Annotated in this window: 25 protein-coding genes; 11 read left to right on the top strand and 14 right to left on the bottom strand. The window is 63.1% G+C overall.

The window, feature by feature from the left end:
• Position 1 precedes the first annotated feature (1 nt).
• The 3 genes from gatB to NKH49_RS15435 form a co-directional block, all read right to left on the bottom strand.
• Positions 2–1501 carry an Asp-tRNA(Asn)/Glu-tRNA(Gln) amidotransferase subunit GatB gene (gatB, locus tag NKH49_RS15445; RefSeq protein WP_352774566.1) on the bottom strand — a complete coding sequence of 500 codons (1500 nt, stop codon included), beginning with the start codon at positions 1499–1501 and terminating at the stop codon, positions 2–4.
• Between the two features lie 189 nt (positions 1502–1690).
• Positions 1691–2122, bottom strand: coding sequence for a CBS domain-containing protein (locus NKH49_RS15440; RefSeq protein WP_023674810.1), 432 nt, complete (start codon positions 2120–2122; stop codon positions 1691–1693).
• 100 nt (positions 2123–2222) lie between these two features.
• A complete protein-coding gene (locus tag NKH49_RS15435; RefSeq protein WP_352819365.1) occupies positions 2223–2993 on the bottom strand; it encodes a rhomboid family intramembrane serine protease in 771 nt (256 codons plus the stop codon).
• A gap of 393 nt (positions 2994–3386) precedes the next feature.
• Here NKH49_RS15435 and NKH49_RS15430 point away from each other — a divergent pair, with 393 nt between their 5' ends.
• From NKH49_RS15430 to NKH49_RS15420, 3 genes are all read left to right on the top strand, one after another.
• A complete protein-coding gene (locus tag NKH49_RS15430; RefSeq protein ID WP_023674809.1) occupies positions 3387–4025 on the top strand; it encodes a PAS domain-containing protein in 639 nt (212 codons plus the stop codon).
• 117 nt (positions 4026–4142) lie between these two features.
• Positions 4143–4760, top strand: coding sequence for a PilZ domain-containing protein (locus tag NKH49_RS15425; protein WP_352541383.1), 618 nt, complete (start codon positions 4143–4145; stop codon positions 4758–4760).
• Positions 4761–5156: 396 nt separating this feature from the next.
• The gene (locus NKH49_RS15420; RefSeq protein ID WP_352451124.1) at positions 5157–5756 is read left to right on the top strand and encodes a transglutaminase-like cysteine peptidase; all 600 of its coding nucleotides are present in this window, start codon (positions 5157–5159) and stop codon (positions 5754–5756) included.
• Positions 5757–6053: 297 nt separating this feature from the next.
• Here NKH49_RS15420 and NKH49_RS15415 read toward each other — a convergent pair whose 3' ends face one another.
• Positions 6054–6950, bottom strand: a complete 897-nt coding sequence (locus NKH49_RS15415; protein ID WP_352472747.1) for a LysR family transcriptional regulator — start codon at positions 6948–6950, stop codon at positions 6054–6056.
• Between the two features lie 96 nt (positions 6951–7046).
• Between NKH49_RS15415 and NKH49_RS15410 the strand changes: the two genes are divergently transcribed.
• Together NKH49_RS15410 and NKH49_RS15405 are read left to right on the top strand one after the other, a co-directional pair.
• On the top strand, positions 7047–8234 hold the full coding sequence (locus tag NKH49_RS15410; protein ID WP_352819363.1) for an MFS transporter: 1188 nt from the start codon (positions 7047–7049) through the stop codon (positions 8232–8234).
• Between the two features lie 30 nt (positions 8235–8264).
• Positions 8265–9011, top strand: coding sequence for an SDR family oxidoreductase (locus NKH49_RS15405; protein WP_352541386.1), 747 nt, complete (start codon positions 8265–8267; stop codon positions 9009–9011).
• A 57-nt stretch (positions 9012–9068) separates the two neighbouring features.
• On the opposite strand, the gene NKH49_RS15400 is transcribed toward NKH49_RS15405, so the two are convergent.
• Together NKH49_RS15400 and NKH49_RS15395 are read right to left on the bottom strand one after the other, a co-directional pair.
• Complete coding sequence (locus NKH49_RS15400) at positions 9069–9596, bottom strand: gamma carbonic anhydrase family protein (protein ID WP_352766737.1); 528 nt, start codon at positions 9594–9596, stop codon at positions 9069–9071.
• Between the two features lie 18 nt (positions 9597–9614).
• Complete coding sequence (locus tag NKH49_RS15395) at positions 9615–9959, bottom strand: DUF6949 family protein (protein ID WP_254817711.1); 345 nt, start codon at positions 9957–9959, stop codon at positions 9615–9617.
• Between the two features lie 119 nt (positions 9960–10078).
• Between NKH49_RS15395 and NKH49_RS15390 the strand changes: the two genes are divergently transcribed.
• Complete coding sequence (locus NKH49_RS15390) at positions 10079–10810, top strand: hypothetical protein (RefSeq protein ID WP_352926516.1); 732 nt, start codon at positions 10079–10081, stop codon at positions 10808–10810.
• A 264-nt stretch (positions 10811–11074) separates the two neighbouring features.
• On the opposite strand, the gene NKH49_RS15385 is transcribed toward NKH49_RS15390, so the two are convergent.
• Both NKH49_RS15385 and cysE read right to left on the bottom strand, forming a co-directional pair.
• A complete protein-coding gene (locus tag NKH49_RS15385; protein ID WP_023674799.1) occupies positions 11075–11278 on the bottom strand; it encodes a DUF3126 family protein in 204 nt (67 codons plus the stop codon).
• A 113-nt stretch (positions 11279–11391) separates the two neighbouring features.
• Positions 11392–12240 carry a serine O-acetyltransferase gene (gene cysE / locus NKH49_RS15380; RefSeq protein WP_023717455.1) on the bottom strand — a complete coding sequence of 283 codons (849 nt, stop codon included), beginning with the start codon at positions 12238–12240 and terminating at the stop codon, positions 11392–11394.
• A 159-nt stretch (positions 12241–12399) separates the two neighbouring features.
• On the opposite strand from cysE, the gene NKH49_RS15375 reads away from it, so the two are divergent.
• Positions 12400–13014, top strand: a complete 615-nt coding sequence (locus NKH49_RS15375; RefSeq protein WP_352818205.1) for an HD domain-containing protein — start codon at positions 12400–12402, stop codon at positions 13012–13014.
• Positions 13015–13056: 42 nt separating this feature from the next.
• Here the strand turns inward: NKH49_RS15375 and NKH49_RS15370 are convergent, their stop codons facing one another.
• The 4 genes from NKH49_RS15370 to NKH49_RS15355 all read right to left on the bottom strand — a co-directional run bounded on the left by NKH49_RS15370 (position 13057) and on the right by NKH49_RS15355 (position 15510).
• A complete protein-coding gene (locus NKH49_RS15370; protein WP_352472741.1) occupies positions 13057–13428 on the bottom strand; it encodes a hypothetical protein in 372 nt (123 codons plus the stop codon).
• 135 nt (positions 13429–13563) lie between these two features.
• Positions 13564–14331, bottom strand: a complete 768-nt coding sequence (locus NKH49_RS15365; protein ID WP_352702391.1) for an alpha/beta fold hydrolase — start codon at positions 14329–14331, stop codon at positions 13564–13566.
• Positions 14332–14351: 20 nt separating this feature from the next.
• Complete coding sequence (locus NKH49_RS15360) at positions 14352–14915, bottom strand: DUF192 domain-containing protein (RefSeq protein WP_352477423.1); 564 nt, start codon at positions 14913–14915, stop codon at positions 14352–14354.
• A 19-nt stretch (positions 14916–14934) separates the two neighbouring features.
• The gene (locus NKH49_RS15355) at positions 14935–15510 is read right to left on the bottom strand and encodes a cold-shock protein (RefSeq protein WP_352818201.1); all 576 of its coding nucleotides are present in this window, start codon (positions 15508–15510) and stop codon (positions 14935–14937) included.
• A gap of 236 nt (positions 15511–15746) precedes the next feature.
• Between NKH49_RS15355 and gloA the strand changes: the two genes are divergently transcribed.
• Complete coding sequence (gene gloA, locus NKH49_RS15350) at positions 15747–16187, top strand: lactoylglutathione lyase (protein ID WP_352818198.1); 441 nt, start codon at positions 15747–15749, stop codon at positions 16185–16187.
• A 72-nt stretch (positions 16188–16259) separates the two neighbouring features.
• Positions 16260–16553 (top strand): DUF2218 domain-containing protein, encoded by a 294-nt coding sequence (locus NKH49_RS15345; RefSeq protein WP_352818195.1) that lies wholly within the window; start codon positions 16260–16262, stop codon positions 16551–16553.
• Positions 16554–16561: 8 nt separating this feature from the next.
• Here NKH49_RS15345 and NKH49_RS15340 read toward each other — a convergent pair whose 3' ends face one another.
• Together NKH49_RS15340 and ilvA are read right to left on the bottom strand one after the other, a co-directional pair.
• The gene (locus NKH49_RS15340) at positions 16562–17134 is read right to left on the bottom strand and encodes a DUF1697 domain-containing protein (RefSeq protein WP_352541391.1); all 573 of its coding nucleotides are present in this window, start codon (positions 17132–17134) and stop codon (positions 16562–16564) included.
• Positions 17131–18387 carry a threonine ammonia-lyase IlvA gene (ilvA, locus tag NKH49_RS15335; protein WP_352614213.1) on the bottom strand — a complete coding sequence of 419 codons (1257 nt, stop codon included), beginning with the start codon at positions 18385–18387 and terminating at the stop codon, positions 17131–17133. The genes NKH49_RS15340 and ilvA overlap by 4 nt, the downstream gene beginning before the upstream one ends.
• Positions 18388–18513: 126 nt before the next feature.
• Here ilvA and NKH49_RS15330 point away from each other — a divergent pair, with 126 nt between their 5' ends.
• Positions 18514–19908 carry a hypothetical protein gene (locus tag NKH49_RS15330; RefSeq protein ID WP_352818192.1) on the top strand — a complete coding sequence of 465 codons (1395 nt, stop codon included), beginning with the start codon at positions 18514–18516 and terminating at the stop codon, positions 19906–19908.
• Positions 19909–20012: 104 nt separating this feature from the next.
• Positions 20013–21086 carry an alpha/beta hydrolase gene (locus NKH49_RS15325; RefSeq protein WP_352451120.1) on the top strand — a complete coding sequence of 358 codons (1074 nt, stop codon included), beginning with the start codon at positions 20013–20015 and terminating at the stop codon, positions 21084–21086.
• Positions 21087–21162 lie beyond the last annotated feature (76 nt).

Raw genomic sequence — 21162 nt, 5'->3', positions numbered from 1 at the left:
CCTACTCGATCCCGAGCCTGGCCTTGACCAGCTCGTTGACCGCCTGCGGATTGGCCTTGCCGCCGGTCGCCTTCATCACCTGGCCGACGAACCAGCCGGCCATGGTCGGCTTGGCGCGCGCCTGTTCGACCTTGTCCGGGTTGGCCGCGATCACCTCGTCCACCGCCTTTTCGATGGCGCCGGTATCGGTGACCTGCTTCATGCCGCGGCTTTCGACCAGCTGACGCGGATCGCCGCCCTCGTTCCAGACGATCTCGAACAGATCCTTGGCGATCTTGCCGGAGATGGTGCCTTCCTTGATCAGATCGATGACCGCGCCGAGCTGATCGGGCGAAACCGGAGCATTTTCAATACTCTTGCCGGCTCTGTTCAACGCACCCAGCAAATCGTTGATGACCCAGTTGGCGGCAAGCTTGCCATCGCGACCAGCGGCCACCTTCTCGAAATAGTCGGCGACCGCCTTTTCCGATACCAGGATCGAGGCGTCGTAGGTCGACAGGCCGAGCGAGGTGATCAGCCGCGCCTTTTTCGCGTCGGGAAGTTCCGGCAGGTCCTTTGCCAGCACGTCGATATAGGCCTGGTCGAATTCCAGCGGCAGAAGGTCGGGATCGGGGAAATAGCGGTAGTCGTGCGCTTCTTCCTTGGAACGCATCGAGCGCGTTTCGCCCTTGTTGGGGTCGAACAGCCGCGTTTCCTGGTCGATCTTGCCGCCGTCCTCCAGGATGGCGATCTGGCGGCGCGCCTCGTAGTCGATGGCCTGGCCGATGAAACGGATGGAGTTGACGTTCTTGATCTCGCAGCGCGTACCGAATTCGCCGCCGGGCCGGCGCACCGAGACGTTGACGTCGGCGCGCAGGGAGCCTTCGTCCATATTGCCGTCGCACGTGCCGAGGTAGCGCACGATGGTGCGCAGCTTGGTGACATAGGCCTTGGCTTCATCGGCGGAGCGCATATCCGGCTTGGAGACGATCTCCATCAGCGCCACGCCGGAGCGGTTGAGATCGACATAGGACATCGTCGCATGCTGGTCGTGCATCGACTTGCCGGCGTCCTGCTCCAGGTGCAGGCGCTCGATGCCGACCTCGATGTCCTCGAATTCGCCCTGCCGGTCCGGGCCGACCGAGACGATCACCTTCCCCTCGCCGACGATCGGCTGCTTGAACTGCGAGATCTGGTAGCCCTGCGGCAGGTCGGGATAGAAATAGTTTTTCCTGTCGAAGACCGATTTGTGGTTGATCTCGGCCTTCAGGCCCAGCCCGGTGCGGATCGCCTGCTTGACGCATTCCTCGTTGATGACCGGCAGCATGCCGGGCATCGCCGCGTCGACCAGGCTGACATTGGCGTTGGGCGCGGCGCCGAAAATGGTCGAGGCGCCGGAAAACAGCTTTGCCTGCGAGGTCACCTGCGCGTGGACCTCGAGGCCGATGATGATCTCCCAGTCGCCGGTGGCGCCGGGAACCAGGCGCTTGGCGTCGGGCGTGCGGGTGTCGATAATGCTCATAAGGGCCTGCATACTGAAATTGCGGATATGCGAGAACGCATATTTTGCTGTGCAACTTCGCTAGTGCAAACCGCCAAAAGAGACAAGCGCAAAGCCGCAGGCGCCGACGCGGCACAGGCCCGCACCTGCCGCGACGAACTGCGATAGCAGCTTGAAAAATCGACCTGCCGGCAACCCGGCCGCCGTCACCTATGCCGTGGCGATATAGGCCCTGATCTCCTCGGCCTCGCGCTCGACATCCTCGATGCGCCGCTTGACCACGTCGCCGATCGACACGATGCCGTCGAGCAGCCCGTTCTTTTCCACCGGCAGATGGCGGAAGCGGCCCTTGGTCATGATCTCCATGACCTCGTTGACGGTGTGGTTCTCATTGCAGATCTTCACCTTGGGCGTCATCGCCGAGCGGACGGCAAGGTCGAGCGCCGCCGCCCCCTCCTTGGCGAGAACCCGCACCACATCGCGCTCGGAAAGAATGCCGACGATCTTGTGATCGCCGTTGGTGATGACCAGCGCGCCGATCCTGTGTTCGGAAAGCATGCGGATGGCTTCGCTGAGCTTTTCGTTCGGCCCGAGCGTCACCACGTCGTGGCCTTTTGCCTCGAGAATTGCCTTAACAGTCATGGCGTCCTCCTCTGCATTTCCTGCCGGCTCCTGTCCTGGCCGGCTTGGCCTGGGATGAACATGGTGCGCCGCGAACGGTTGCATTTCAAGTGCGGCCGTCTCAGGTCTCCGGCTCGTCCGCCTGCCGGGGCACCTGCTCTCGCCGATCAAAAAACCGCAGGCCGAAAAAGCCGGCAAGAAAGCCGCCAATATGGGCTTCCCAGGCGATCTGGCCGTCAATGCCAGGCGCCAGGCCGAAGAGGCCGGTCGCGAGGTTGATCACCATCCACATGGCGAGAAAGGTGACGACGCCGCGCGAGCGCAGCACCGCCGCCATCGGCAAAGGCTGGCCGGCGAAGGCGGCCTTGCCCGACGATCGGTCAATGCGGAAGCCGTAGCGTGCCGCCGCGCCCATCATGCCGGAAATCGCGCCGGAGGCGCCGACCAGCGGCGCCTCGCCAAGCGGGTGCATGGCCCAGAACAACGCCACCGCCGCCAGTCCGGTCGCGGCGAAGAACAGGCTGAAGCGCAGCGCGCCGAAGCGGTTGGCCAACGGTGAGCCGAAGGCCGCGAGCCACACCATGTTGATGGCAAGATGGGCAAAGCCGCCATGCAGGAAGGCATAGGTAAAGGGGCTCGAAAACGCGAAGAAATCCAGATCGAAGCGGCCCGAATAGCGGATGGGGATAAAGGCAGCCCGGACAAGCAGTTCGAAGTCCTGGTCGTCGGTCAGCCAATAGACCCGGATCAGATGGACCGCGACGCAGATGCCGATCACCGCCAGCACCACGGGCGGCAGGTTGAACACCGGTTCGCGGCGCTGCTCCGGTTCGCGGGCGGCAGGCCCACCCTGACCCTGCTCGATCTCCGGTGGGCTTTCTGGGTCGCTCATATGGCTTGCACTCAGTCGCTGGATTGGACTTGGCGAGCATGTAGATCACGGCCAACCGAATCACAAACGGCGAATCAGCAGCCCCGAATCAAAAAAAGAAGCCGTCCAAGGTTTCCCTTGAACGGCTGGTCGAGCCCCCTTGCTCCCCCTGAACTCTTGACTGAAGTGCTGCCGATCGTCGCAAAACGACCGCTTCTGGAGTGGTTTTGGTGTGCCACAGGCCTGGCCGGCGCGCAACGTAAACCAGTTGTTAACCTTAACCGCCCCGACCCGTGAACAAGTATTAACGATGCTGGCACGCATCCTGCTCCGCAACGCATGTAGGTCTTCGGAGGGCGCCCTTCTGTTCACCGATGGGACATCAGAAGACAGAATGCGCGGAGCAGCATTAGCATGAACCAGACCGGATCGATCACGCTGTTCCATTATTGGAACCGGTTGCGTGACGGACGCCCTGCCCCGAAGCGCTCGGAAGTCGAACCCGCCGACATCAAGTCGCTGCTGGCCGACACGTTCATCCTGGAAAAGGACACGCGCGGCGAAGCGGTGTTCCGGCTCGCCGGCACCAGGCTCTGCGCGGTCTATGGCCGCGAACTCAAGGGGTTTTCATTCCCTTCGCTGTGGCGCGAGAAGGACCAGCGGCTGATCTCGAAGCTGACCGATGGCGTCTTCGACCTGAAATCGGTGGTGCTCATCACCTACGAGGGTTTCAGCCGCAGCGGCCGTTCCAACAGGTTCGAGCTGCTCGCGCTGCCGCTCGACGGCGGTGTCGAGAGCCCGCGTTGCCTCGGTGTTATAAGTGCCGTCGAAAAGCCCTTCTGGCTGGGCGCCGACCCGGTTCTCGACGCGCTGATCGATTCGATCCGCGTCGTCGATCCCGACAAGGAGCCGATGTTCCCGGGGAACCGGCCGGCGATAGAGGTTCCCTCGCTCGCCCCGTCGGAATTCGACCCGCCCGAGACGATTTCGGCGCTCGGCCAGGCCCGCCGCATCCGTCACCTGGTCGTCTTCGACGGCGGACGCGAGGAATGATGCCTAAAGCTTAAAGCAATGGCGCCGGGCTTTCCCCTTTGTTAACCTGCTTTGTTGTAGTTTTCCGCTGAAATTCCCCGCATCCATGCGCGGAATGCCGAACGGGGTATGGCAGTGATGAGGTCAGCGGCGGTCGACCATGCGCCGTCCCAAGCTGAAAGGCGTAACTTTCAGCGCGTCCGCGTGAAAATTTACGGACGCTTCATGCTGGAAGACCGCACCGAACATCCCTGCCAGGTGGTCGACATGTCGCCCGGCAACGTTGCGCTGCGCACCGAGCGCGCCGGCCTGGCTGGCGAAAAGGTCATTGCCTATATCGATCACATCGGCCGCATTGAAGGCGTCATCACCCGCACTTTGCAGGATGGCTTTGCGATGACCGTCATCGCGTCGGACCGCAAGAGGGACAAGCTCGCCGCGCAACTGACCTGGCTTGCCAACAAGCACGAGCTCGACCTGCCGGAAGACCGCCGCCATGAACGCGTGGCGCCGCGCAACCCGACGAGCGTGCTGCAGCTTGCCGACGGGCGCCAGTACCAGTGCCGCATCATCGACCTGTCGCTGTCTGGCGCGGCGATCGAGATCGACGTCAAGCCGGCCATCGGCGTCCAGGTGACGCTGGGCACCATGCGCGGCCAGATAGTGCGGCATTTCGAAGATGGCGTCGCCATCGAGTTCGCCGTCATCCAGCGGCCGGAAACGCTCGATACCGAATTCAGCTCGTCGCGCGGCTGACGCGGAAGCGTCAGCACTATAGGGAAGAGAGAGGCTGGCGATCCTTCGCGCCCCCCTCTGTCTTGCCCTCTTTGCCACCATTTGGCATCTCCCCCACGAGGGGGGAGATCGGCTTTCAAAACGGCTTTCACCAATCTCAAGCGTCGCAGGAATGAGCGGGCCGCCGGAACTGCCAATCTCCCCACTTGTGGGGGAGATGTCCGGCAGGACCGAGGGGGCGCTGCCCCGCTGTCGCGGATGCACCCGAAGGGCACCCTAACAATTCTATACTCAATTGCGTCAAATTTTATGTTTATTCTACTGGCGTTTTACTTAATGTCTACTTCGCGCTTTTGCGTCAAATAAATCCAGCCGTGTCATTGTCTCCTCAAACGGGGAGACTGAATAATGAACAGGATGAGGGGCAAGCTGTTGCTGGCGGCAATAGCGATGCAGCTTTTCGGTTGGGGGACTGTAAACGCGGCGGAGCCGGCCTTCATGCACACCGGCGGCCGCACCACGCAGCCGGTCGGACACTACGAATTGTGCCAGCAGCTTCCGCAGGAATGCAATCAGAGGACGCCTGGCCGGGCACCCGTCGAGCTGACCCGCAAGCTGTGGGCGACGATCGTCAAGATCAACAATTCGGTCAACAGCAGGGTCGCGCCGCGCACCGACATGGAAATGTGGGGCAAGGAGGAAGTCTGGTCCTTTCCCAATAGCGGCTTCGGCGACTGCGAGGACTATGCGCTGGAAAAGCGCCGCGAGCTGATGAGCATCGGCGTGCCGGCCGGCGATCTGCTGATGACGGTGGTGCGCCAGCGCAATGGTGACGGCCATGCGGTGCTGACCGTGCGCACCAGCCTTGGCGAGTTCATCCTCGACAATCTCCAGCCCAAGGTGCTGTCCTGGACCAATACCGGCTACACCTACCTGAAGCGCCAGTCCGAGCGGAATTCCGGCGCCTGGGTGACGATCAACGACGGCCGCTCCGACGCGGTCGCCAGCGTCCGCTGAGGACGCCAAGGCATGTCGCCCAAAAGCGCGTAGCGGTTTTGGGCGACATGCATAAAGCAGAGGTTAAGTGCGTCGCATGACTTCGCGCTTTAGGAGAAACCCGGTCGAGTCCCCACCCTCCCCGTCCCCAACGACCGGGTTTAAGGAGCCGGCCCCGTCCCCGGGCCGGCTCCACCATTTCTGGCGGAACACATCTCGATACAGTTATCTCGGCTTTGCCTCCAACTGCGCTTCGTCATCCAAGCTGTCTCACGATCGTTTGTGGGATACGAGCTGCCGTTTGCCGTCGAAACGCTGTTACTTGCCCCTGATACGGAACGCGTCGACAAAGGCGGAAAACGCCGGAGAGGGATGGCGCCGGCTTGGATAGTACAGGTGGTAACCCTGGAACGTCGGGCACCATTTGGTCAGGACTTCCTGGAGAAGGCCACTCTCAATGTGTGGAAGGACGAGTTCGCGCGGCAGATAGGCCAAGCCCACTCCGTCAAGCGCGGCCTGGATCGCCGGCCCCATGTTGTTAAGCGTCAGTTGCCCCTCGACCCGAGCACTGAACTCGCGCGCTCCTTCCCGCAATTCCCAGGCATAGACCGATCCTGACGTCGGCAGCCGGTAGTTGATGCAGTTATGGCCGGTCAGCTCCTGCGGCGTCTCCGGCGGTGTCCGGTGGGCGAAGTAATGGGGTGAGCCGACCACAGTGTAGGTGACGTCGGCTCCGATGCGCACGGCTACCATATCCCGGGCAATGGACTCGCCCAGACGCACGCCGGCATCGAACTGGCGCTCGACGATGTTGGTGAAGGCGTTGTCGACCACCAACTCGACATTGATATCGGGGAAGTCGCTCAGGAACTTTGGCAGCCGGGCGCGGAAGACAATGTCGACCGAATCGTCGGTACACACCAGGCGAATGTTGCCGGACGGCCTGTCGCGAAGGACGCCGAGAGCGCTGACCTCAGCCGCGATGCCTTCGAAATGCGGTTCGATGCCTTCCTTGAGGCGTTGACCGGCCGCCGTCGGGGCCACGTCGCGCGTGGTGCGAGACAGAAGACGGACGCCAAGCCGCGACTCCAGCGACTTGATGGTGTGGCTAAGGGCCGAAGGAGTGACCCCGAGCTTGGCGGCTGCTCGGGTGAAGCTCCGCGTCCGGGTGATCTCCAGGAACGCGCGCATTTCGGCGAACTCGTCGCGTGGCATTGATGAGCCTCATTCACAACCACATCAAAATTATACCCGCTAGTCGCATTTAGCCAGCCCGACTACTTAGTTCGGGAACGGACAGGAGACTGCCTTATGACTATCGATTTCGTGCTGGACGAGGCCACTGCTGCTGACAGCGGGACGACCCCATGGTCTGCGGTGGTCTGCCTGTCGCTGCTGACCTTCCTTCTGGTCGGACTGGAGTTCCTCCCGGTGAGCCTGCTCACCCCGATCGCTCAGGATCTGGCCGTCTCCGAGGGTCAGGCAGGCCAGGCAATCGCGGTATCCGGATTCTTCGCCGTGGTTACCAGCCTCTTCGGCAACTCGCTGTTGCGAAACGTCGATCGACGGACGGTGGTTCTGGTCTATACGGCAGTGCTGGCCGCATCGAGCCTGGCGGTGGCGCTTGCTCCCAACTTCCTGGTCTTCCTGGCCGGGCAGGCGCTGGTGGGCATCGCGATCGGCGGTTTCTGGTCACTGTCGACGGCCATTCTGGCCCGCCTGGCCGCGGGACCCGACCTGCCCAAGGCCATTGCCTTGCTCCAGGGTGGCACTGCCTTCGCATTGGTGATCGCCGCGCCCGTCGGCAGCTTCCTCGGATCGCTGATCGGATGGCGGGGAACGTTTTTCGTCACTGTCCCCATCGGCCTTGCGGCGCTCGTGTGGCAGTTGGCCGTTCTCCCGAAGATGCCGCCGACAGAGATCGCCTCGGTGTCGAGCATGTTCGGCCTGCTGCGGAATCGCAGATTCGCCATCGGCATGGGCGCGACCGGGCTCGCTTTCATCGGGCAGAACGCGCTCTCGATCTATCTGCGGCCGTTTCTGGAAAACGTGACGGGCCTTGAGGTCAACACCCTCTCACTGGCTCTATTGGGCGTCGGCCTCGGTGGCGTGGCGGGACTGTCGATTGTCGGCTTCATACTCCGGCGGCACCTCACAGCCGTGCTGATCGGGCTGCCGAGTGCACTCGCGGTCTTCGCTCTACTGCTGATTGCCTTTGGACCGTTTGCACGCGCCACGGCCGGCCTGCTGGTTCTTTGGGGACTGTTCGCTACCCCGATCCCGGTGGCGTGGAACACCTGGATGAGCACGCTCATCCCTGAAGACCTGGAGGCCGGGGGCGGACTCCAGGTCGCCCTGATCCAGTTCGCGATCGCAGGCGGCGCTATTGCAGGAGGCCTGCTGTTCGACGTGGCCGGCTGGTGGAGCGCCTTCCTTCTCGCCGCCGTCCTGCTCACGGGATCGGCCTTGCTCGCCGCCTCGGCCGGCCCCCGCACCTGAACTCTTTCAATTCTTGTCAAGGAGAATCTCATGTCCGAAGGAATCGAGAACAAGGTCGTCGTCATCACCGGTGCCAGCAGTGGCCTCGGTGAAGCGACGGCACGCCATCTTGCCGCACGAGGCGCTTCCGTGGTCCTGGGTGCACGGCGGTCACACCGCATCGACGCCCTTGTCCAGGAACTGACCGCCGCTGGGCACAAAGCCAAGGCCGTTACTACGGACGTCACCGACGCCGGCCAGGTCCAGAACCTGGTGAATACGGCGGTCCGGGAATTCGGCCGCATCGACGTGATGCTCAACAATGCGGGCCTCATGCCGTTGGCCCCGCTCGAACGGCTCAAGGTCGACGAATGGGACCGGATGATCGACGTCAACATCAAGGGCGTCCTTTACGGCATCGCGGCCGCGCTTCCGTACATGAAGGAGCAGCGATCGGGGCACATTATCAATGTCTCGTCCGTATACGGCCATGTGGTCGACCCGGGTGCGGCGGTCTATTGCGCCACCAAGTTCGCGGTGCGTGCGCTATCCGAGGGTCTGCGGAAAGAGGTGAAACCCTACAATATCCGCACCACGGTGATCTCGCCGGGCGCTGTCAGCACAGAGTTGCTCGAGCATATCAGCGAGAAGGATATCCAGCAGGGGACCAGGGACTTCGTGAGCAAGATCGCCGTGGGGCCAGATACGTTTGCCCGAACGGTCGCCTTCGCGATCAACGAGCCCGACGACGTCGATATCAACGAGATCTTGTTCCGGCCGACCGCCCAGCCGGTTTGACTTGGAAGGGGTTATGCTTCGGTATCTCAAGGCGCGGCTCCGCCATTTCCGGGTCGGCTAGACCTTCTTCAGCCCCGCCCTGAACCGCCTGCCGTTTGCCACATAATGCGCGGCCGAGGCGCGCAGCCTGGCGACTGCGTCCTCGTCGAGCATCCTGACGACGCGCGCGGGCGAGCCGACGATCAGCGAATTGTCGGGAAATTGCTTGCCTTCGGTGACCAGCGCGCCGGCACCGACCAGCGAGTTGTTGCCGATCTTCGCCCCATTCAGCACGATGGCGCCCATGCCGATCAGGCTGTTGTCGCCGATCGTGCATCCGTGCAGCAAGGCACGGTGGCCGATCGTGCAGCCTTGGCCGACGGTCAGCGGAAAGCCGGCGTCGGTGTGCATGATTGTGTGCTCCTGCACGTTTGTGTCGGCGCCGACGACGATCGGCTCGTCGTCGCCGCGGACGACGACGCCGAACCAGAAGCCGGCATTGCGGCCGATCCTGATATTGCCAATCAGCGTGGCGTCGGGCGCGATCCAATTGCTGTCGGCGTCCTCGAAGGCGGGCGCTTTTCCGTCAATCGCGTAGATCGGCATTGCTGTCTCCAGATCGTCTCACACCGACAAGCTGCCAGACCCTAGAAGCGAAGCCGCCCAGGACGCAATGGCGATCACCACCATGCCCAGCGCCAGCGCCCAGATGGTCGCCGTACAGCCGCAGGAGATCAGCCCCAGCACCGAGATGCGACGCTCGCGCCAGGCGTCCAGCGCCTCGTTGGCAAACATCAGCGGCCCGGCGCAAGCCGTCGCGGCGAGCGAGCGCAGCATGTGCTTCGACGATACATAGGGTTGGACGAAGGCAAGCCTGCGGCCGGCGATCAGCTCCATCGCCGATCCGGCCAGGCCGCAAGCCGTCAGCCCAGCCATAAAACTGAATATGATTTGTTCGACCGGGCCCATCTTTACCCTCCGTTTACCATGAAATTGCACAGTCGCCCGCAAAGCTGCGAAGCAAGAGCCGTGCCGCGTCGAGATGTGCCGTTCAGGTACACCCGATGGGACGGCAAACGAGGGTCGCGATGAAGCAGGCAGCCGCCACTGAGGGCCCGCAACTCAGCGTCGTCGATTCGACGCTGATGAGGCGGGTGTTTTATGCATTCGCGACGCTGGCGCTGGTTTCGGTGGCGATCAGCCTCGGGGGCAAATGGTTCGGCCGCTCGATCGCCATGGCCGGGTACACCGACGACACCACGGTCCACAGGGTCGTCATCGGCAACAACGTCATCGCCGTGCCGGCCAATGTCATCCGCTTTGCCCAGGCCCGGCGCGACGGCATCGCCTCGCGACTCGACCTCTATCTGCGCTATCCCGAGATGGACGGCTACAGCGAGGCTGCCCGCAACGACTTCAACCACACGGGACCCAGCAAGGACATCGTCTTCCTGTCGTTCGAGCCGCAGATGATGTCGCGCGACATGAGCGGCCGCTTCGCGCCGATCTACAGCGCGCTGATCGCCAAGCCGGGTACGCCCGGCCCTGGCGGCACCACGCTTTACGCCTTCAGCGAGAAATCAGGCTATCTCAACGAAGTGCTGGCGGTCGCCGATCGCCCCGGCAAGGATCCGTTCGTCGCACGCTGCCTGAGCGGCCCGAGCGCGGACGAATCGCTGGCGCCCTGCGAACGCGACATCCTGGTCGGCGACAATCTCAGCCTCACCTACCGCTTCCCCCGGGAATTCCTGGGCGACTGGCAGGGGCTCGACGCGGCGATTTCTGCCGAAGCAGCGCGTGTGCAGAAGACCGGGCGATAAGCAACGAAACGAGCCGTTCCGTAGCGATCCTTCGCGCCCCTCTCTGTCCTACCGGACATCTCCCCCACAAGGGGGAGATCGGCCGTCATCTTGGCTTTCGCCAATCTCCAATGTTGCAGGAAGAGCGCAGCGCCGAGGCTGCCAATCTCCCCCCTCGTGGGGGAGATGGCCGGCAGGCCAGAGGGGGGCGCTGTCCCACCGGCGTCCTGCAAGGTTCCGTATCGCCGCAGCACTTGAGGCGTAGCGGCCAGCTAAACTCCCAGCTCAGGCCAGATCGATGTCGAGGATCGCCATCGAGAAATTATAGTCGCCGTCGTCCTCGTCCTTGAAGACGATGCCGAGGAACTCGTCTCCGACATAGACCTCGGCCGAATCTTCCTTGCGCGGCCGCGCCTTCACTTCGAGTTTAGGGTTCTGGAAGGTGCGCTTGAAATAGGCATCCAGCTTTCTGATTTCGTCCGGCTTCAACAGTCTTCTCCGATCGTCGGCTTCTTCGTTTGAGCGCGCTTCTGGCACGTCGACAATGGCCATGTAAAGGCAAGCCGGCATGGGGGGCAGGAATTCAGCCCCTGCCCGAGCACTCAGATGTCGAAGCTGACGACGTGGTCCATCGTCTGCGATGGCAACAGCTGGTCCATCTGCCGCGAAGGCTGGTCGCAGCCGGTCTCGCCGACGACGCGGGCCGGCACGCCGGCAACCGTCTTGTTGTGCGGTACCGGCGACAGCACCACCGAGCCGGCCGCGATCTTCGAGCAATGGCCGATCTCGATGTTGCCGAGGATCTTGGCGCCGGCGCCGATCAGCACGCCGTAGCGGATCTTGGGATGGCGGTCGCCGCCGGCTTTGCCGGTGCCGCCCAGCGTCACGCCGTGCAGGATTGACACGTCGTCCTCGATCACCGCCGTCTGGCCGACGACGAGGCCGGTGGCGTGGTCGAGGAAGATGCCCTTGCCGATGCGGGCAGCCGGATTGATGTCGGTCTGGAACACCGAGGACGACCGGCTCTGCAAATACAGCGCGAAGTCCTGGCGGCCCTGGTTCCACAGCCAATGCGCCAGCCGGTGCGTCTGGATGGCGTGAAAACCCTTGAAGTAGAGCACCGGCATGATGAAGCGGTCGCATGCCGGATCACGGTCGTAATAGGCCTGGATATCGACGCGCACCGTCGTCGACCAGTCCTTGTCGTCGGCCGCCATCGCCTTGAACGTCTGGCGGATGAGGTCGGAGCCGATGTCCTGATGGGCGAGGCGCTCGGCCAGCCGGTGAATGACCGCTTCTTCCAGGTTTTCCTGATTGAGGATGGTCGAATAGAGGAACGCCGCCAGCAGCGGATCGCGGTTGACCGCTTCCATCGCTTCGTCGCGGATCGAACGCCAGATCGGATCTACCGGCTGCACCCTGGTGGGACGGGAAATCGTAACGCTGTTCATCTGATGTCTCCGGCCATCCAATGTCTCGGCTACCCAATGTCTCGGTTGGCGGCTTGCCTATTCTCCGGCCGCACCTATAAGCCAGATCATAGCACGGGTGAACTCAATTTTCCTTAGTGCTTGGTGAAATGGATTTGGTTGGCGGAATTTCAAGCAGCCATGGAAAACGCAACCTTGATGGACGAGACCCTGAAGCGCGAGCTTTCCGCGCTCTATGAGGCCGAAGATCGCCACTACCACGACCTTGGCCACATCGAGGCGATGCTGGCGCTGGCCAATGATTACAAGGCGTTGTTGCATGACCCTGAAGCAGTCGAGGCAGCGATCTGGTTTCACGACGCGATCTACGACAGCCGCGCCAAGGACAATGAGGCGAGGAGTGCCGCACTTGCCGAGGAAAAGCTCGCCCGTCGCGCCGATGCACAACGCCTCGGCCACATCGCGGCGATGATCACTGCCACCGCCGGCCACGAATTGCCGCCCCTTGGCGACCAGCATTCGGTTCGCGACGCGGCGCTGTTCCTCGACATGGACCTGGCGATCCTGGGTGCTGCGCCCGAGGCGTTCGACGCTTATGAACAGGCGGTCCGCCGCGAATATAAGTGGGTCGATGAGCCGATGTGGCGGGCCGGCCGTGCCGCAGTGCTAGAGGGCTTCCTCGCGCGTCCGCATATCTTCCACAGCGAGGAATTCCGCCGGCGCTTCGAAACCCAGGCCCGGCATAACATGGCGCGCTCGCTCAGGGCGCTGGGGCACAGCCCGCGCCGATCGTAGCCCGAAGCGTCGGCCACTTGCGTCCGGAAGATTTGCCGGAAATCACGTAAACGCGCCTATGGTCGATGCCATGGCCCACAGCATAAACACCCCGGCGGCAAGCGACGCGCCGTTGACCACGATGCCAGCCAGGCCGAGCAAACGATTGTCGTTTGGACGACCCAGCGCCATCAGCCCGAAGACCGCGCCGGTAAGATGCGCCAATGGCCCGACCAGGAAAAATACCGCCATGAAGAAGCCTGTCACACTGTGCTGGATAAGCACGGACGCGTCGCTGGGCATTGCCATCAACGCGGTGATCGCCATCGCGCCTGCCACCAATGCAGCCAGCGCTAGAACAACGGACCATTCGCCGAACCTGCTTTTCGCAACGACGCCCAGCAAAGCGGCGTCGCTTCTTCCCCATTGTGCCATCGTACCCCCTGCCCCTCGTTCAGCGTGGCGGGTTTGAACCGATCCACGCGTCACGCTTAGTTACCCCGGTATCGTTGCAAAACCGCTAAGGACCCCAGCTTCAGGCCCGATGGCCGCTTTTTGGGTAGCCATCCATCAGAGCGGATGCTCGGCATAAAACTCCAGCACGCGCTGCTTGAAGGTCTTGTCGCCGACCGCCAGCATATGGTCGCGGCCTTCGATGTGAAAAGCCCTGGCGTTGGGCATCAGGGCGGCGAGTTCATCCGGCGAGCCGCCGATGTCGTCCTTGGTTCCCACCGCAATCAAGGTCGGCTGGGCAATGCGGGCAATGTCGGCCTCGCTCAGCAATTCGCGCGAGGTGGCGATGCAGGCTGCGAGCGCGCGGCGATCGCTGCGGGTCTGATCGGCGAAGGCGCGGAACGAGCGGCCGCGCGGATCGCTGGTGCCTGCCGGATCGTCGGCCAGAAGGGCGTCGGCTATCGGATCCCAGTCGCCGACGCCGTCGACCATGCCGATGCCGAGACCGCCGAAGACCAGCGTCGCCACCTTCTCCGGGTCGGAGAGCGCCAGGAAGGCCGATATGCGCGCGCCCATCGAATAACCCATGACATGAGCGCGTTCGATGCCGAGATGGTTCAAAAGCGCTGCCGCGTCCGACGCCATTTTTGCCGGCGTGTAGTCAGCTTCGTCATAGCTCTTCGACGACGAGCCATGGCCGCGATTATCGAAGGCGATCGCACGATAGCCGGCGTCGTTCAGCGTCTTGAACCAGCCGGGTGACACCCAGTTGACGTAATGGCTCGAGGCAAAGCCGTGGATCATCAGCACCGGATCGCCCTGCCCCGATGCCGGCTGGCGGTCAAGGAAAGCAAGGTCGAAACCGTCATGTGAGAAGAACTGCATCGGCTGAAGATCCTGCCCGCTCAGTCGGAATCGACACTCGGCGCATCGCCCTTGTCGGGCGGCGGCATGGCCGGCCCCGGCGCCGTGCCGATGGCCGGATGGCGCAGCAGGTCGCCGTCCTTAATGCCCTTTTTGGCGGCCGTGCCCGCCTTGAGCTCGAGCACGAAGCGCACCGGTTCGTCCGGCGAGATGATCGCCTCCGACTGCGGCTCGCCTTGCTCGATCGCCCGGATCCGGCCGTCCTGTCCGACGAAGATCAGGTCGAGCGGCATCGGCGTGTTCTTCATCCAGAAACTCACATCCTGCGGCGCGCCGAAGACGAACAGCATGCCGTGATTGTCGGCCATGTGGCGGCGGAACATCAGGCCGGCTTCGCGCTCGGCGGGCGTGTCGGCGATTTCCACGGAAAAAGAACGCTCGCCGGCCTTCGTCACCGCGACCAGCGGCGCCGGGTCGACGGGAAGGATCATCGCCTTGCCGTCGGCCGAACTCGGTTGCTGAAAATAGAAGAACGCACTTGCGGCGACGATGAGGAAAATCCCGGCGCAGAGCGCGCCCGCCGTCAGCCGGTTCCTGTGAGCCATATGAAATCCTCGGCCGGAACTAATGCGAGACCGGCAAGGTACCCATATCGGGGTGAATTTCGGCAGCCATAAGGCCTTTGTCGCCGCGTCCGAAGCGGACCAGCACCACCTGGCCCGGCCGGAGTTCGGTGATGCCGTAGCGGCGCAGCGTCTCCATGTGGACGAAAATGTCCTCGGTGCCCTCGCCCCGGGTCAGAAAGCCGAACCCCTTGGTGCGGTTGAACCATTTGACCAGCGCCCGTTCGAGGCCGCTTTCCGGCGTCACCGCGACACGGGTGCGCTGCTCCTGCAGCTCCGCCGGATGCACCGCCGTGGTGACATCCATCGAGAGCACGCGGAAGGCCTGCAACCCGCGCTCGCCCTGCTTGACCAGGCAGACGACACGGGCGCCTTCCAGGGCGGTCTGAAAACCGTCCTTTCGAAGGCATGTCACATGGAGGAGGATGTCGCCCGAAGTACCATCATCGGGAAGGATGAAACCGTAGCCCTTGGCCACGTCGAACCATTTGATGGCGCCGGCGATTTCGATGAGATCGGCCGTATCGGCGCTCTCATCCCGCTTCAACGCATCGTTACCGGCCCCGTCCCGCCCCATGAAAGAGGCCTTTTCCCCCATAAGAACGCCCCCTTTTTTCAACAAACACCGCAACTGATTCTTGGTATCAGATTAACACCGCGGCTTCCGGTGTGTGCAAGACCTGACGTGCCTTTTTTCACGGTTCCGTACAGGAATAGCGGATTTGCCGTTTGCCGGCGCCGGCAAGCGTGGCCAATTGCCCTTTGGCCGGGCCGCCCCTATGTTGCGCCGCAACGCAACATAAGGAGGAAATCATGCGCTATCTGCACACCATGGTCCGTGTCGCCGACATCGATGCTTCGCTCGATTTCTACTGCAGCAAGCTTGGCCTCAAGGAAGTGCGCCGCCATGAAAACGAGCAAGGCCGCTACACGCTGATCTTCCTCGCCGCCCCCGAAGACGAGCAAAGCGGCATCAGCGAGAAAGCGCCGCTGGTCGAGCTGACCTACAATTGGGACCCGGAAGACTACAAGGGCGGCCGCAATTTCGGCCATCTCGCCTATGAGGTCGACGACATCTACGCCACCTGTCAGCGGCTGATGGACAATGGCGTTACCATCAACCGGCCGCCGCGCGACGGCAACATGGCGTTCGTCAAATCGCCGGACGGCATCTCGATCGAGCTGTTGCAGAAAGGTCCGGCCAAGCCGAAGGCCGAGCCGTGGGCGTCGATGCCGAACACCGGCAGCTGGTAACCGATCACGTTGAACGGACGCAGGCGGGCCCTGGTTCGGTTTTCGCGTCCGCATTCCCAAGGAGAATTCATCATGCCGGCCAGCCATGTCGACGTCGCCACCGAACACGCCAGCCGCTATCTGCAGCAGCTGTGCAAACATTGGGCGCACAAGTTTCCCGTCGAATTCGACCCGAACCACGGCACCATCGATCTGACGCTCGGCCGCACGGTTCTCGATGCCGACCCGGCTGCGCTGCACATTGCAGTGACGACCGATGAAGCCGGGTCGCTCGAGCGCCTGGAAACGGTCGTCGCCGAGCACATCAAGCGCTTCGCCTTCCGTGAAGAGCTGGCATTCGACTGGAAACGCGATCCGACCGCGTAGACGACCTGTCAACCGCCGGCCTTGGCCATGTCCAGCAGCATCAGCACGGTGCGCCAATTGCGCGCCGTGCCCGGCACCTTCAGAACGCGCGGAATTTGATTGGCAAACACGGATTTGCCGAGCCCGTCAGGCGCATGCAGGTAGAGCACGTCGCCCTTGATCTCGAAGCGTTCTGGCCCGGTGCATTTTTCCGCCAGCCGGGCGACCTCCTCGGCGGTCGGCCGGCGCTCCAGCGCATAGGCATGCAGCTTGGTCGGCTCGCCGGCCACTTCCGGATAGGGATTGTCCGCCGCCAGCCGCTCGAGCCAGCCGAGATCGCGCACCATGATGCGTGAATGGAACCCCCATTTCTTCTCGAATTCCGCTTCCAACCGCTTGGTCAGCGTCGCCCCATCGCCATCTGGCGACCGGAACACGGCGTTGCCGCTCTGCACATAGGTGGCGACATCGGAGAAGCCGAGCTGCTCCAAAAATGACCTGAGTTCCGCCATCTTAACGATGCGGTTGCCGCCGACATTGATGCCGGAAAACAGCGCGATAAAATCCTTCGCCGGAGCGTTCGGAAGATCGTTGCTGCTCATATGATGAACCCGGCGAGCGTCTCGTTGTCCGTGATGTCCTGGTAATGGACGCTCTCGGCGTCGAAATTCGCCTTGAGCAGGTCGAAATTGCGGCGGTCCTTGGTTTCGATGCCGATCAGCACCGAACCGAAATTGCGCGCCGATTTCTTCAGATATTCGAAGCGGGCGATATCGTCGTCGGGACCCAGCAATTCGAGGAAATCGCGCAGCGCGCCGGGCCGTTGCGGGAAGCGGATGATGAAGTATTTCTTCAAGCCCTCGAAGCGCAGCGCCCGTTCCTTCACATCCGGCAGCCGCTCGAAATCGAAATTGCCGCCCGACACCACGGCAACGATGGTCTTGCCCCTGATTTCCTTCCTGGAAAAATCCTTGAGCGCATCGATCGCCAGCGCGCCGGCCGGCTCGAGCACGACCCCTTCGACATTGAGCATTTCGATCATGGTTGCGCAGAGCCGGTTTTCCGGGATCAGCCGCACGGTGTCGGCGGCAAACTCCTTCAGGTGGCGCAACGGCTCGCGGCCGATCTCGGCCACTGCTGCGCCGTCGACGAAATTGTCGACCTTGGCGAGCTTGATCCGCTTTCCGGCGGCAAGGCTATCGCTCAAACTCGGGGCGCCGGCCGGCTCGCAAAAGACGAAGCGCGTTTCGCGGTGCTGGTCGGCGAAATAATGGGTGACACCGGCGGCCAGGCCGCCGCCGCCGACCGGCAGCATGACGATATCAGCCATGCGCGCGCCGGGCATCTGGCCTGATATCTCATAGGCGACGGTCGCCTGCCCTTCGATGATGTCCTTATGGTCGAACGGCGGCACCATGTGGGCGCCGGCAGTTTCGGTGAATTCAAGTGCCGCGCGGTAGCAGTCGTCGAAGAAATCGCCGACCAGCCTGATCTCGACGAATTCGCCGCCGAACAGCCGCGTCTTGTCGATCTTCTGCTGCGGCGTCGTCACCGGCATGAAGACGACGCCCTTCTTGCCGAAATGGCGGCAGACGAAGGCAAAGCCCTGCGCATGATTGCCGGCCGAGGCGCAGACAAACAGCTCGGCCTCATTGCCGGCGGCGAGCGTCTTGCGGAAGAAGTTGAAGGCGCCGCGGATCTTGTAGGAGCGCACCGGCGTCAGGTCCTCGCGCTTCAGCAGCACCCGCGCGCCGGTCTTCTTCGACAGATAGTCGTTTTCCTGCAGCGGCGTTTCCGGAAAGATCTCGCGGATCGCGGCAGCGGCGGCAGCGACGCGAGAGGAGAAACTGGTCATGGCAGGAGCACCCCACAGGCTAGGCGAATTCGGTCCCGCTATTGCATATCCGGCCTCGCGAAGCCATTGTCCGGCCACCCGAAAGGGTGTTCCCAAAACCTCGTTGGCCGTTAGGAGCGTGTGTTCATGCCTGTCGCATCGGTGGCCCAGAAAACCGTGTCGCTGCCGGAGTTCGGCGAGCCGACGGTGATGCCGCTGGTTACGCGCGCCACCTACGAGGCCCGTATAGCGGCACTGGTCGCGCGCGGCGGGTTCGATGCCTTCGTCGTCTATGGCGACCGCGAACATGCGGCCAATGTCGCCTACCTCTGCGGCTACGATCCTCGCTTCGAGGAGACGCTGCTGGTCATCGTTCCCGGCAAGCCGCCGAAACTGCTGGTCGGCAACGAGGGCTGGGGCTATGCCGAGATCTGCGACGGGCCTTACGAGCGCGTGCTCTACCAGACGTTCTCGCTGCCGGCGCAGCCGCGCGACCGCTCGCAAGCGCTGGCCGACATCCTCGTCGGTTGCGGCCTGAAAGCCGGCCAGCGCATCGGCGCCATCGGCTGGAAGCCGTTCGGCCCCGGCGATGCGGGTTTTGGCGAAACGACGCTCGACCTGCCGTCCTTCATCGCCGACACGCTGCGCAGCCTTGCCGGCGATAGGGGCGTGATCATCAACGCGGCGAACCTTTTGATGAACCCTGCCGACGGCCTGCGCGCCATCAACGAGGCCGACCAACTGGCCGCGTTCGAATTCGCCGCGACCTATTCCTCGCAAGGCCTGCGCAATGTCCTGCAAGGCATCGAACCCGGCATGACCGAATTGCAGGCGGCGCGGCTGATGGGCATCAACGGCCTGCCGCAATGCTGCCACCCGATGCTGTCGGCCGGCAGGCGGGCGGCCTATGGCCTGCCGAGCCCGCGTCTTGACGTCATCAAGCGCGGCGACCCGATCACCATGGCCTATGGCATCCAGGGCTCGCTCAATGCCCGCGCCGGTTTTCTGGTCGAGGACGCGGCCGAGCTTCCGAGGGGCATCCAGGACTATGTCGAGAAGCTGGTCGCGCCCTATTTCTGCGCCGTCGTCGACTGGTACGAGACGGTCGGCATCGGCGTTCCCGGCGGCGCGTTGTGGCAAGCTGTGCACGAGCGCATCGGCGATCGGTTCTTCGGCGTAGCGCTCAACCCCGGCCATCTCATCCATATCGACGAATGGATGCATTCGCCGGTATTTTCCGGCTCCGACATCAGATTGAAATCGGGCATGGCGTTGCAGGTCGACATCATCCCGGCGACCGGCACCGATTATTTCACTACAAACATCGAGGACGGCATCGCGCTGGCCGACGAGGCGCTGCGCGAAGAGATCGCGGCGCGCTATCCGGAAGCCTGGCGCCGCATCGAGGCGCGCCGCGCCTTCATGCGCGACGTGCTTGGCATAAGACTGAAGCCGGAAGTGCTGCCGTTTTCCAACATTCCGGCGTTCCTGCCGCCGTTCTGGCTTTCGCGCAACAGTGCGATGGCAGTCGTGGGGCGCTGAGCGCATTTCGGGCGCCTGCGACTTACTTCTGCCGCACTTCGCCTGTCCGGGAGGTGCGGCGGAGGTGGATGGGCCTTTGGTCAGGCCGGAGTGGAATTGCTTAAGTGCCCTTGAAGACGATTTGCATCATTGTCCTTGCCGCGCTGCTCGCTGGCTGCGGCGGCCGCCAAACCGAGGAACTGCTCGGCAGCGCCATGATGGCGGTGCCGGTGACGGAAATCGCCGGCAATCACTCGATCTTCATCGCCACGACGCGCAAGCGCTCCGACGATCCCAACAAGGTCTTCGACGGCGAGCGCTCGGCGACGCTGAACTATGCCCGCGTCAACGTCACCGTCCCCGGCATCCACAAGACAGGCCAGATCGAGCGGCGCTCACGCGGCAAGTCGGACGATCCGGCCAAATACTTCATGGCTTCCGAGGTCGTCGGCTACGACACCCAGCCGAAATTCTCCAGCGCCCTCAGCGCCGACATCGCGGCGCGCGGCGGCCGCGTCATGGTCTTCGTCCACGGCTACAACACCGGCTTCGACGACGCAGTCTACCGCGTCACCCAGATCACCCATGATTCCGGCTATCCGGGCACGCCGGTGCTGTTTTCCTGGGCGTCGGGCGCCAAGACCACCGACTACGTTTACGACAAGGAAAGCGCCAGCGTTGCCCGCGACCAGTTGGAAGTGACGCTGAGAATGCTGGCGCAGACCGGCGCGCGGCGCATCGACATCGTCGCCCATTCGCTGGGGACCTGGGTTACCATGGAGGCGTTGCGCCAGCTCGCCATCACCGGCGACCGTGATCTGGGCGGCAAGCTCGGCGACGTCGTGCTGGCCTCGCCCGACATCGACGTCGACGTGTTCAAGAGCCAGATGCGCCGCTACGGCAAGCCGGACAAGCCGTTCATCCTGCTGCTCTCCGACGACGACCGGGCGCTACGGCTCTCCGGCCTGATCGCCGGTGCGCGGCCGCGCGTCGGCGACTACAAGAACGCCGCCGACCTCGCCAGCTATGGCGTGTCGGTCGTCGATCTCTCCAGCGTCAAGGGAACCGACCGCTTCAACCACACCAAATTCGCCGATAATCCGGAATTGGTGCAGTTGATCGGCCAGAAGCTGCGCGAGGATGACGGGTTTGCCAGCGACCGCGAAGTGACAGACCGCATCGCCTCGGTCGGACAATAGCTGCATTGCGCGGCAGCGACCGTTGACCATTGCCGCACAATCGGAACAGTTTGAACTGGACCGTGCCGGCCTCTGC

The sequence above is a fragment of the Mesorhizobium sp. M1088 genome (assembly GCF_040318575.1).
Taxonomy (GTDB): Bacteria; Pseudomonadota; Alphaproteobacteria; order Rhizobiales; family Rhizobiaceae; genus Mesorhizobium.
This window is presented reverse-complemented; position numbering and strand designations above follow the sequence as displayed.